This window comes from Streptosporangium sp. NPDC087985 (assembly GCF_044741965.1).
Lineage (GTDB): Bacteria > Actinomycetota > Actinomycetes > Streptosporangiales > Streptosporangiaceae > Streptosporangium.
In genome coordinates, this window is the sequence record NZ_JBIUTQ010000008.1 from 117,854 (window position 1) to 130,090 (window position 12,237).

General features: G+C 70.2%; 9 protein-coding genes. 3 read left to right on the forward strand and 6 right to left on the reverse strand.

Annotated elements, in window-relative coordinates; translation table 11 throughout:
• Positions 1 to 16: 16 nt before the first annotated feature.
• From ACIN94_RS18020 to ACIN94_RS18040, 5 genes are all read right to left on the reverse strand, one after another.
• Positions 17 to 934, reverse strand: a complete 918-nt coding sequence (locus ACIN94_RS18020) for a hypothetical protein (RefSeq protein WP_400706996.1) — start codon at positions 932 to 934, stop codon at positions 17 to 19.
• Positions 931 to 1,482 (reverse strand): RNA polymerase sigma factor, encoded by a 552-nt coding sequence (locus ACIN94_RS18025; protein ID WP_400706999.1) that lies wholly within the window; start codon positions 1,480 to 1,482, stop codon positions 931 to 933. Before ACIN94_RS18025 ends, ACIN94_RS18020 begins: the two co-directional genes overlap by 4 nt.
• A 141-nt stretch (positions 1,483 to 1,623) precedes the next feature.
• Positions 1,624 to 2,523: a carbohydrate ABC transporter permease gene (locus ACIN94_RS18030; RefSeq protein ID WP_400707002.1), complete on the reverse strand. Its 900-nt coding sequence runs from the start codon at positions 2,521 to 2,523 to the stop codon at positions 1,624 to 1,626.
• On the reverse strand, positions 2,520 to 3,542 hold the full coding sequence (locus ACIN94_RS18035; RefSeq protein WP_400707005.1) for an ABC transporter permease: 1,023 nt from the start codon (positions 3,540 to 3,542) through the stop codon (positions 2,520 to 2,522). The genes ACIN94_RS18030 and ACIN94_RS18035 overlap by 4 nt, the downstream gene beginning before the upstream one ends.
• The gene (locus ACIN94_RS18040; protein ID WP_400707008.1) at positions 3,535 to 5,229 is read right to left on the reverse strand and encodes a sugar ABC transporter substrate-binding protein; all 1,695 of its coding nucleotides are present in this window, start codon (positions 5,227 to 5,229) and stop codon (positions 3,535 to 3,537) included. The genes ACIN94_RS18035 and ACIN94_RS18040 overlap by 8 nt, the downstream gene beginning before the upstream one ends.
• A gap of 217 nt (positions 5,230 to 5,446) precedes the next feature.
• Here ACIN94_RS18040 and ACIN94_RS18045 point away from each other — a divergent pair, with 217 nt between their 5' ends.
• From ACIN94_RS18045 to ACIN94_RS18055, 3 genes are all read left to right on the forward strand, one after another.
• A complete protein-coding gene (locus tag ACIN94_RS18045; RefSeq protein WP_400707011.1) occupies positions 5,447 to 6,652 on the forward strand; it encodes an ROK family protein in 1,206 nt (401 codons plus the stop codon).
• A gap of 162 nt (positions 6,653 to 6,814) precedes the next feature.
• The gene (locus ACIN94_RS18050; RefSeq protein ID WP_400707014.1) at positions 6,815 to 9,601 is read left to right on the forward strand and encodes a glycoside hydrolase family 3 C-terminal domain-containing protein; all 2,787 of its coding nucleotides are present in this window, start codon (positions 6,815 to 6,817) and stop codon (positions 9,599 to 9,601) included.
• Between the two features lie 76 nt (positions 9,602 to 9,677).
• Complete coding sequence (locus ACIN94_RS18055) at positions 9,678 to 10,682, forward strand: LacI family DNA-binding transcriptional regulator (protein WP_400707017.1); 1,005 nt, start codon at positions 9,678 to 9,680, stop codon at positions 10,680 to 10,682.
• A 67-nt stretch (positions 10,683 to 10,749) separates the two neighbouring features.
• On the opposite strand, the gene ACIN94_RS18060 is transcribed toward ACIN94_RS18055, so the two are convergent.
• Positions 10,750 to 12,117, reverse strand: a complete 1,368-nt coding sequence (locus tag ACIN94_RS18060) for a hypothetical protein (RefSeq protein WP_400707020.1) — start codon at positions 12,115 to 12,117, stop codon at positions 10,750 to 10,752.
• Between the last annotated feature and the right edge of the window lie 120 nt (positions 12,118 to 12,237).

A 12,237-nucleotide genomic window follows, 5' to 3' on the forward strand; every position in this document is an offset into this window, starting at 1 on the left:
GCCTGTCTGTCCAACGTCACTCGATGAGGTCGTACCACTGGGGAGTGGCGGCCTTCAGCGGGTCGGGGGCGGGGCCGGCCTCGGGGCCGGGGATGACGTAGAGGTCGACGGCGTCGGAGCTGTGGTCGCGGAAGCCGTTGACGATCCAGTCGTCCTTGATCCGGTCCGCGGGGACGGTCTGGTCGAAGAAGCTGGTCTGACCGGTGGGGCCGTCGTCTGAGAGGATCCAGAGCAGGCGGTAGCCGACTTTCAACCCTCGCCGGTGCAGCTCGGCGCGGACGGCCGCGACCGTCTTGCCGTGAACCGTGTAACCGTCCAGGGATTTTCCCCCCGAGGGATCGTAGACATCGACGTCGGCGTAGGGCTCGCCCGGCTCGGCGGGGCGGCCGACCCCGAAGACGACCCGCTGGGAGAGGTCCGCGGGCATCCAGACCTTGCCGCAGAACGCCGACGCGCAGGACGCTATGCCCTGCACCCCTATGGTTCCTGGCCCCTTGAAGCCCTCGGGGACGATCGGGCCGATCAGCGTGCCCACCGCAGCCGGCGCCACCGGGATGACCTTCACCGTGACGTCCAGTCCGACCGCGCGGAAGGCCTCCTCGAAGCGCCGGTGGTCGGCCGCGGGGTCGGTGATGGTGACGCTGAAGTAGTCGTCGGCCTTCTTGATGGAGACGGCCGCGTTGGCGTAGTCGGTGGCGGGACCGCCGGACGGCAGACCGACGCCGATCGCGACGGCCACGGCCAGGGCGGTGGCCGTGGCGAGCAGGACGGGCAGCCGGGCCCGTCCTAGCCGGGGGAGCCAGGACGGCCGGCGGTGCGCAGGCGGGGTCGCCATGATCTCCTCAAGCAGGTCGTGGACCCCCTGGCTCAGGGCGGGCTCGGTGGATCCGGCGGCCGGATCGATGGCGGACACCATCCGGTCGATCTTGCTCATCGGTTCTCTCCCCTCAGTACGGCCGTCACATGGACCTCGTCTGTCGTGTCGAGCAGCCGGGCCAGCCGCCTGCGGGCCCGGTGCAGGCGCAACCGGGCGGCGGTGCTCGAACAGCCCAGCACCGTGGCGATCTGCGGGCCGGTCAGCTCCTCCCAGCAGGCCAGAGCGAGCACCTCCCGGTCCGCCGGGGCCAGGGTGGCGAAGGCGGCGCGGACGGCATCGGCCTGCGGATCGGGAGGCGCCGTCTCCTGACCGGCGGCCAGTTCGTCGCGGAGCCGTGAGGCCAGCGCGGTGCGGCGGGACTCCCCACGCCGGTGGTTGGCCAGGACGCGGCGGGCCGTGCCGTACAGCCACAGCAGAGTGGCGTCCCCCTCGGGAACGTCGTCCAGCCGCCGCCACGCGATGAGGAAGGTCTCCGCGATCACATCGGCGACGTCGTCGGCCGAGTCGGTCCGGCGCAGCGCATAGCGGTGCATCGCCGGATAGCAGGCGAGGTAGAGCGCCTCGAAACGATCGCGCGCGCCGGGGGGCACGCGTGGATCCTGCACAGGTGTCTCCTAACCGAAAAGGTGCTGGACACCTGATCAGGTGTCCAGCACCCTCGGAAGTGTTTCACCCCCTGGTCAGGCGCACCGCCGGTGACGTTGGCCGCCTGGCGGTCTCGGCCCCGGAGAGGTGCCCGGTGCCGCTCAGCCCTTGACGGCGCCGATGATGACGCCCTTGGTGAAGTGGCGCTGGACGAACGGGTAGACGAAGAGCACCGGGAGCAGCGCGACGACCACGATCGCCATCTGGATGGCGAGGCTGGGTGGCAGGCTCTGGCCGGGGAGCGTGGTGTTGCCGCTCTGGCCGACGAACAGTGACTGGCCCTGGAGCACGTACTGCCGGAGCACCACCTGCAGCGGCCACTTGGCGTTGTCGTTGAGGTACAGGACGGCGTTGAAGAACGAGTTCCAGTAGCCGACCGCGTAGAACAGGCCGATGACCGCCGTGACGCCCTTCGACATGGGCAGCACGATCTTCCGCAGGATGTGGAACTCGCTCGCGCCGTCGATGCGCGCGCTGTCGCTCACCTCCGCGGGGATGTTCATGAAGAACGCCCGCATGACCACGAGGTTGAACGCGGTGACCGCGCCCGGCAGGATCAGCGCCCAGTAGGTGTCGATGAGTCCCAGTGAGCTGACGAGCAGGTAGTTCGGGATCATCCCGGGACCGAACAGGAACGTCAGCAGGATGAGGAACAGCATCGGCTTGTGCAGCAGCGAGCCGGGCCGGGACAGGCCGTAGGCGGCCAGCACCGTGACGGTCAGGCTGATCGCCGTGCCGACGACGGTCACGCCGAGGCTGACCACGACCGATCTGGTCACCACGCCGCCGGCGAAGAGCTCCGCGTACGCGGCGAAGGAGAGGTCGCCGGGTACGGTGACCAGGCCGCCGGCCTCCGTCACGGCCTCCTGGGTGGAGAGGCTGGTCAGCACGACCATGTAGATCGGGAAGAGGACGCACGCCACGATGAGCGTGAGGATGATCCCCTTGATGAGCCCGCCGGCGCGGCTCGGCCGCTCGGCCCAGGCAAGTGAGGTCGTCATGATTTTTTGTAGATTCCCTGCTCGCCGAATCGGTGGGCGACCTTGTTGGCTATGAGGATCAGGATCAGCCCTACCAGGCCCTTGACCAGGCCCACCGCCGCGCCGTAGCTCCATTCGCCGGTCAGCAGCGTGCGCCAGTAGACGAAGGTGTCCAGCACTTCGGCGGCGCCCCTGCCGACCGCGTCGCGCTGCAGGAAGAACTGCTCGAAGCCGACGTTCAGCGCCTCGCCCAGGCGCAGGATCAGCAGCAGGATGATGACCGGGCGCAGGCCCGGGAGCGTGATGTGCCAGAGCCGCCGCCAGCGCGAGGCGCCGTCCACCGCCGCGGCCTCGTAGAGGTTCTGGTTGATGGCGGCCAGCGCGGCCAGGAAGATGATCGTTCCCCAGCCCGCGTCCTTCCAGACCGTCTCCGCCGTCACCAGCGCGATGAACGTATCCGGATTTGTCATGATGTCGATGCCGCTGTATCCGTGGTCCCGCAGTGTCTGCGAGAGCAGGCCCGCGCCGCCGAACATCTGCTGGAACAGCGTGACGACCAGCACCCACGAGAAGAAGTGCGGCATGTAGACGATGCCCTGGATGAACAGGCGCAGCCGGGGCCGTACCACGCTGTCCAGGAGCACGGCCAGCAGTATCGGCACGGGGAAGTAGAAGACCAGCTGGAACGTGGTGATCGTCAGGGTGTTGAGCGTCGCGTCCCAGAAGCTCTCGTCGAGCATCAGCCACTGGAAGTTGGACAGGCCGACCCAGGGGCTGTCGCCGATGCCGACGTAGGGCGAGTAGTCCATGAAGGCGATGACGTTGCCGAACAGCGGGACGTAGTGGAAGACGATCAGCAGGCCGATCGCGGGCAGCGCCATCAGCAGCAGCTGCCAGTCACGTCTCAGCCGGGCGCGCAACGGGCCGCGGCGGGACAGGCTTGTCCTCGCGGCCTTCTTGCCATCATGCTTGGGGGTGCCGAGGCCGGCGGGTGAGGTCAGGTCACCCGCCGGTCCGGTCTCTGCGGAGTTCCTAAGCACGGCCGTTGTCCCGCAGGACCTTCATGTAGAAGTCCCTGGCCTCGTCGCCGCCGTCCCGCCGCCACTCGGTGACGATCTGCTTGACGTCGCTGACAGGGCGCCGGCCGCGCATGATGTCGGTGAACTTGTCCTCGGTGGGGATCTGCAGCCCTGAGAACTTGGACGGCCGCTGGATCCGGATTCCGTCGAACGGGGCCTTCTCGATGTACGGGAAGGTGGCGTTCTGCCAGTCCAGGTTGAGCTTGACCGCGTCGGGGTAGGGCCAGTCCACGTAGAGCGGGCGCCCGCCGAGGAAGCCGTAGGTGTAGGCGACCTCCTTGCGGCCGAGGTCGGTCAGCTCCGGGATGCCGTCCTTGCCCCGGGTGAAGTGCTTGCCCTCTATGCCGAAGTTGGAGAGCTCGTACTCCTTGCTCCCGAACGGCGCCGCGCACCAGTTGAGGATGGAGAGGATCTCCTCGACCTTCTCCTTCGGCAGCCCCTTCTTGACGAAGGTGAAGATGCCCGCCGCGTTGCCGTGGTACATCAGCGGGGTGCCGCCGTCGTGGGCGAAGACCGGGAAGACGCCGAGGCTGAAGTCGGGGTTCTTGCCCCGGTGCTGCTGGAGGAGCTCCTTCCAGCCGCCGAGCCCGTCCCGGTAGATGAGGATCTGCCCGGCCCCCATCAGGTCCTTCTCGTTGGCGCCCTTGCTGCTGACGACGTTCGGGTGGACGAGCCCCTCCTTGAAGACCTTCCGCATGAACTCCAGCATCAGCTCGAACTCGGGCGTCTCGTACTTGTGGACGAGCTTGCCGCCCTCGTACCGCCAGTCCTGCGGGATGCGGAAGGTCGGCCACATCATCTCGTGGATGCTGCCGAACGCCCAGCGCTTCGCCTTGGGGTCGGTGATCTCCTTGCCGAGCTGGTACAGCTCGTCGGCGGTCTTGGGGTTGGCGTTCCAGCCGTTGGAGTCGAACAGGTCCTTGCGGTAGAGCAGCCCGAAGGGGTACGGCTCGGTGGGGAAGGGGACGGCCATCAGCTTGCCGTTCCAGACCGACCACTGCCAGGCGGCGGTCGGCAGGTTGGCCAGCAGCGCGTACGGCGCGACCTTGTCACCCTGCAGGTAGGGGGTGAGGTCCTCGAAGGCCTTGTCGACGGCGGTGTTGAAGTCCGCCATCTTGTCGATCTCCCAGCTCGGGATGACCATGATCTCCGGGATGTCCCCGGCGGCGAGCCGGGCGATCGTCTTGTCGCCGTAGACGTTGCCGTCGGTGATCTGGAACTCCACGGTCGCGCCGATGTCGGCGTTGACGGCCTGGAAGTAGGAGTTGTCCGCCAGGCCGGGCGGCGGCGGGCCCCACAGCGGTGTCATGGCCTTGTAGGTGCCGCCCTTGCCGGCCTTCTGGGTCAGCGCCGCGGTGGGGCTGGCGGGGTAGGAGGTGAAGCCGCCGCTGACGTCGGGGACGCCCGGCAGGGTGGAGACGGTGCCCGGCAGGTCCGGCTTGACGCCGGGGAAGGCCGTGTAGGTGGGGGTCAGCGACGTCAGCTTCTCCGCCGCGGCGGCGGTGGCTCCTCCGCTGCCGGGCCTGGGGCCGCTCGGGGTGGAGCACCCGCTGAGAAGGCCACCGCCGGCGACCACCGCGGCGCTGAGCCCCACCAGGCCGAGGAATCCGCGGCGGCTGGTCATCGCGCCTTCGGGGAGATGGTTCACGGCGCGCTCCCTTCGTTCGTTGGTTCGAGACGGGTCGGGGGTGTCGGAGGAGGATGACTCCGAGGTAGAATTAGTTCGTCTGCTAGCCAAACAAATTAGACCAGGGTGACCGTAGCCACAAGGGACCGTAGTTCGCGGACCGGCGGGTGGCGGTCACAGATTGGTGAACGATGGGGCATGATGGGGCCAGCCTGGCCGAGCCGGAACGGGACTGACCTTGATCACATCTACGACCGACCCGCAGCCGGCTGACTTCGCCGACGTCCGGGCCACCAACCTCGCTGTCGTGCTGAGGTCCGTGCGTGAGCACGCGCCCTGCTCGCGGGCGGACATCGCGGCCTCCACGGGCCTCAACAAGGCGACGGTGTCGAGCCTGGTCGCCGATCTGATCGACCGCCGCCTGGTCCGGGAGACGGGGCTGACCGAGAACCGGGTCGGCCGTCCCGCCACGATGCTCGTGCTCGACGGCTCGCCGTACGCCGCGATCGGCGTCGAGATCAACGTCGACTACGTCACCGCCGTCGCGGTGGACCTGTCGGGGGAGCGGCTGCTGTCCTGGCGGCGGTCCTTCCCCGGCGCGACCGTCACGGCCGCCCAGGCCGTGGCCACCGTCGCGGCGCTCGTCCGTCGCGTGGGGAGCCGGATGGCGAAGGAGGAGCGCCAGGTCCTCGGCCTGACCCTGGGCGTGTCCGGCCTGGTCGGCACCGACGGCACCGTGCGCATCGCACCCAACCTCGGCTGGCGTGACACCGACCTGTGCGGCGACCTCACCAAGGCCCTGCGTGACCCCGGCTACCCCGTGCAGGTGGACAACGACGCCAATCTCGCGGCCCTGGCCGAGCACCGTTTCGGCCCCCGGGCCGGGACGCCCAACCTGGTCTACCTCACCGGTGAGATCGGGGTGGGTGCCGGGATCATCCTCGACGGGCGGCTCCGCCGCGGCGGGCAGGGATACGGCGGGGAGATCGGCCACATCCAGCTCGACCCGCTCGGCGCCGAGTGCCGCTGCGGCCGCCTGGGCTGCCTGGAGGCCGTCGCGGGGATCGGCGCGGTCCTGGAGCACGCCGTCCTCTCGCCCGCGGAGGTGGAGATCGAGCTGGACGAGGTGGTACGGCTGGCCCACACGGCCGACCCCCGCACGCTCGCCGTCCTGGCCGCCGTGGGGCGGAACCTGGGCAAGGGCGTGGCGGTGATCGCCAACCTGCTCAACCCCGACGTGGTCATCCTGGGCGGTTACTACGTGCCGCTCGCCCCCTGGCTGCTGCCCGCGGTGGAGGCCGAGATGCGCGGGCGCACGATCGCGCCGGAGGCCGGGGGCTGCGAGGTCGTGGCCTCCACGCTGGGGTATGGCGCGGCGGCGCTGGGTGGCGCCGCCCGGGTGCTCGACTCGGTGGATTCGGGTCGTTTGCCCCGACTCTCTTGACCTGAGCCCTACAGGCGTGCACCCTTCAGGGGAACTCCGTTCGAAACATGTGTGTAACGGACGGAGTTTTCCTGGACCGAATATCGAAGCGCTTCGACAGAGGCGCGTCCTCCCGGCCCCATGTCGAAGCGCTTCGACGCTCTCAGAGGGATGGTCCCCCCGATGAACCAACCGTTCCGTGATCCCAATCTCCCGCTCGCGCAGCGCATCGCGGACCTGCGGGGCAGGCTGACCCTTGAGGAGAAGCTCGGCCTGCTGCACCAGTACCACGCGCCGGTCGAGCGGCTCGGCCTGGGGGCGTTCCGGACCGGGACGGAGGCCCTGCACGGCCTGGCCTGGCTCGGTCCGGCGACGGTGTTCCCGCAGGCGGTCGGGCTGGCGAGCACCTGGGACCCCGAACTGGTCAGGCGGGTCGGTGAGGCGACGGGCGACGAGGTCCTGGCCTTCCACCACAAGGACCCGGCCGGGGCCGGTCGCAACGTGTGGGCCCCCGTGGTCAACCCGCTCCGCGACCCGCGCTGGGGCCGTAACGAGGAGGGCTACTCCGAGGATCCGTGGCTGACCGGGATCATGGCCACGGCGTACGCCTCCGGCCTTCGTGGGAGCGATCCCACGGTGCTGAAGACCGCGCCCACGCTCAAGCACTTCCTCGGCTACAACAACGAGACCGACCGCTGCGTCACCTCCAGCAACCTGCCGCCCCGGGTGCTGCACGAGTACGAGCTGCCCGCCTACCGGCCCGCCCTGGAGCACGGCGCCGCGGTCGGCGTGATGCCCTCCTACAACCTGGTCAACGGCCGCCCGGCACACCTCAGCCCGCTGATCAACGAGGTGCTGCGGGGCTGGGCGTCCGACGACGTCCTGGTGGTCAGCGACGCCTACGCGCCCGCCAACCTCGCCGGCATGCAGGCCTACCACGACGACCTCCCCGAGGCCTACGCCCACGCGATCAAGGCCGGGCTCGACAGCTTCACCCAGGACGACGACCGGACCGAGGCCACCCTCGGCCACATCCGACGGGCGCTGGAACGGGACCTGCTCACCGAGGCGGACATCGACGTGGCGGTGGGGCACGCGCTGTCGATCCGCTTCCGGCTCGGCGAGTTCGACCCCGGCACGCCGTACGACCACATCACCGAGGAGGTCGTCAACTGTCCCGAGCACCAGGCGCTGGCCCGTGAGGCGGCCCGGCGCTCGATCGTGCTCCTGCGCAACGACGGCATCCTGCCGCTGACCTCGGTCACCAGGATCGCGGTCATCGGCCAGCTCGGCGACACGCTGATGGAGGACTGGTACTCCGGGACGCTCCCGTACGCCGTCACGGCCCGCGCCGGACTGGCCGAGCGGTGCGAGACCGTGTTCTGCGAGGCCGTGGACCGGGTGACGCTGACGGTCGAGGGCGGCTCCGTCATCGCCGGTCTCGACGGCGGCCCGCTCGCGGTCGGCACCCTCGCGGCCGGACCGGACGCCGGCCTGTTCGACCTCTTCGACTGGGGCGGCGGCTCGTACGCGCTGCGGGCCGTGGGGACCGGGCGCTACCTGTCGGTGGACGACGACGGCGTGCTGGTCAACGACCAGCCGGGTCCCAACGGCTGGGAGGTGCGCCAGACCTTCAGGATGGAGCCCCGGCCGCGCGGGGCGCTGGCGCTCCGGCACATCTCCACCGGCCGTTACGTCGCGCTGGACGGCGCGGTGTTCCGGCTGGTCGACGACGCCGACGCGGCGGTCTGGCTGACCATGGAGCAGGTCGTCGACGGCGCCGGGACGGCCGCCGCGCTCGCCGCCACGGCGGACGTGGCCGTGGTGGTGGTCGGTGACCATCCGCTGGTCAACGGCAGGGAGACCGAGGACCGTCTCGACCTGGCGCTGCCCGCCGCGCAGGAGGCCGTGGTCCGGGCCGTACGCGCGGCCAACCCGCGGACCGTCATGGTGATCAGCAGCGGTTACCCGGTGACCTGGGACGAGGAGGACCTGCCCGCGGTGCTCTGGTCCTCGCACGGCGGGCAGGAGTACGGCCACGCGCTGGCCGAGGTGCTGTTCGGCGACGCCGACCCGGAGGGACGGCTCACCCAGACGTGGTACCGGTCGGCATGCGAGCTGCCCGACCTGCTCGACTACGACATCATCGCCGCCGACGCGACCTACCAGTACTACCGGGGCACCCCGCTCCACCCCTTCGGCCACGGCCTCAGCTACACCTCCTTCGACTACGCCGACCTGACCGTCTCGGTGGCGGACGGCCAGGTCACCGCCTCGGCCACCATCACCAACACCGGTCCCCGCGCCGGGGTCGAGGTCGTCCAGATCTACACCCACCAGCGGCGCTCACGGGTCAAGCAGCCGCTGCGCCGCCTGCGCGGCTTCGCCAAGGTACGGCTCGCACCGGGGGAGAGCGAGACGGTCACCTGGAGCATGGACGTCCGCGACCTGGCCTTCTGGGACGTGACCAGGGGTCGTTCCGTCGTCGAGGACGCACCCCACAAGATCATGATCGGCCGTTCCGCCCGCGACATCCGCCTCTGTGCCCCCTTCCACATCGACGGCGAGCACATCCCGCCCCGAGCCGCCCTCACGGGCCCGATCTCCGCCGTCGACCACGACGAGTACGACGCGGTGGCGTTCGTGGACGCGGCCAGGGTCTCCGGCGACGCCGTACGGTCCGTCGCCGAGGGCTCGTGGATCCTGTTCCGCTCGGTCGACCTCGGGGCCGGGGCCGCCTTCTGCGCGGCCCGCGCGACCAGTGCGGAGGGAGGCGTGATCACCCTGCGGCTGGACGACCCCCTCTACGGCCCGGTCATCGGCGATCTGCCCGTCCCCCCGGGCGGCCGCTACGACCTCGCCGAGGTCCGCGCGGGGCTTGCGGAGGCCGAGGGGGTCCACGATCTTTATGTGGTGTTCGAGCAGATGGGAATCACCCTGGTCACCCTTGCCTTCGAGGGGGCCGCATGAGCAGGCGTGGCGAGCGAGCCGGTAAGCGCGGGGTGTCCGCGGCCGCGGACTCCGAGCCGCAGGGCGGGGAGGCCGTATGAGCGGGCGGGCGGTGACGATCACCGAGGTCGCCAGGCACGCGGGAGTGGCGGTGAGCACGGTGTCCTACGTGCTCAGCGGGAAGCGGGCGATCTCCGCCGACACCCGGCGGCGGGTGCTCGACAGCGTGCGCGTGCTCGGCTACCACCCCAACGCCGGTGCCAGGGCGTTGGCCAGCAAGCGGGCCAACGTCATCGCGCTGGTGCTGCCACTGCGGGCCGGGATGCACGTCCCGGTGCTGATGCAGTTCGCCACCTCGGTGGTCACCGCGGCCCGGCAGTACGACCACGACGTGCTGCTGCTGACCGCAGACGAGGGGGTCGGCGGGCTCCGCAGGGCGGCGGCGAGTGCGCTGGTGGACGGCCTGGTGCTGATGGACGTGGAGCTCGACGACCGCAGGGTGCCGCTGCTGCGGGAGCTCGCCGAGCCGAGCGTGCTGATCGGGTTCCCCGCCGACACGGCCGGGCTGACCTGCGTGGACCTGGACTTCGGCCGGGCGGGTGCGCTCTGCGTGGAGCACCTGGCCGAACGCGGGCACCGGAACGTCGCGCTGCTCGGTGCCCCCGCCGTGGTCTACGAGCGGGGGACCGGTTTCGCCCGCCGGACCCGGGAGGGATTCATCCAGGCCGTGGCCGAGCACGGTCTGACCGGGGTGGCGCTGCCCTGCGAGGACACCTTCGACCAGGTGTCCGCCGCGCTGGGGGAGCTGCTGGAGACACGGCCCGGCCTGTCAGGCCTGGTCGTGCATAACGAGGCCGCGGTCAACCACGTGCTCGGGGCGCTCCGCCAGTACGGCAGGCGGGTGCCCGGGGAGGTCGCGGTGGTGGCGATCTGCCCCGACGACATCGCGGAACGGTCCAGCCCGGCACTCACCTCGGTGCTGATCCCGGCCGAGGAGGTCGGCCGCCAGGCGGTGCGGCTGCTCATGGACAAGCTCGCGGGCCATGCCGTACCCGATGGCACCCTGCTGGAACCCCGGCTGACCGTCCGCGACAGCACCTGACCGGGCCTGACATGACGACGGGCGCGTTCCCCGGAAGGAGCGCGCCCGTCTCGGCTGTCAGCGGGGACTACCAGTCACCGCCGCCGAAGTCACCGCCACCGAAGTCGCCGCCGCCGCCGAAGTCACCCCAGCCGCCGCCACCGAAGTCGCCGCCGCCACCGAAGTCGCTGCCGCTGTCGCTGTCGGCCGCGCCCGCCGCGTAGCCGGCGTTGTAGCCGCCCATGCCCCAGCCGCCGCCGCCCATCATGCTGCCGAGCATCGTGCCGACGAGCATGCCGGTCATGACGTCGCCGAAACCGCCGTAGTAGCCGTGGGCGTAGGGCTGGTAGGCCGGGCCCGCGTCGTAGTACGGGCGGCGCTGGCCGTCGACCATGACCTCGCGGGTCTGCGGCTCGAAGCCGCGCTCGATGGCCTCCGCGTCCGCCGCACAGGCGGGCACCTCACGCACCACGCCGCCGGGAGGTGCCCAGCGGACGTCGCGGGTCGAGGGGCCGTGCTGCGGGTTGAAGAAGCAGGGCGAGCGCCGCTCGGGGAGCGGCTGGTTGTTGACGCGCGCCTTCACACAGGCGAGGGCGTAGCGGCCCTCCTCCAGCGCGGTGGTCACGCCGCGCAGCTCGTCGGGGCGGCTGACCGCGGCGAGCTCCATCTTGGCCCGCTCGTAGGAGTCGAGCGCGCGCTGCCAGTCCTGCAGGTGGTCGGAGCCGTTACCGAGCAGCTTGACGTCGGTGTCGAGGTCGGTGATCTCCTCACCGAACTTGGTGACGTCCTCGTCCACGGTCTGCTTGACCGCGGCCAGCTCGGCGGCCTCGCGGGCCTCGCGCTCCTGCTTCTTCTTCCGGGAGTAGAAGAAGATGCCCACGCCGCCGACCAGGGCCAGCACCAGGATCCCGATCAGCACGCCCCCGCCGGAGCCGCCGGAAGAGGAGCTGGAGCTGGAACTGGAGCTGAGGCCCGCGCCGGTGGCCGCGTCATCCGCCAGCTTGACGAAGCTGATCACGTTGTCCGTCGGGCTGCTGCTCGTCTTGGCGCGGCCCAGGAGCTCGTCGACGTCGACGCCCTTGATGTTGGAGACGCCGAACGGGGTCTTGCCGCTCATCAGCAGGATGGTGGACTTGCCGCCGATGTCCTTGCGGACCGAGGTCAGCAGGGTCCTGGCCTGCGACTGGCTGGTCACCGCACCCGCGGGCAGTATTCCCACGTAGACGGAGGAGGTCTTTTCGACGGCGCCGCGTATGGCGTCGACGGCGTTGCTGGGCAGGCCCGCGGCGGGATCGACATAGAAGTGATCTCCGTCCTTCAGGCCCGAGGAGATCGTGCTGGGATCGGGCCCGGCGGCATGAGCCGCCGGAGCGATCATGAAGACGGCCAGCAGCCCGGCGAGTAACGCGACGATCGCGACACCGAAACGACCTGGCGCGGATTTTGTGGTGATCACGGCAGAAAGCCTCCTTCGCCCTGATGGACGAATGAGTGGACGTCAGAGTTCCCTACTACCCGACCGTATCCTCTCCGAGACCGCGTGTCGTAGAAAGGTCGCCGTCATGTCCGGCGCGCT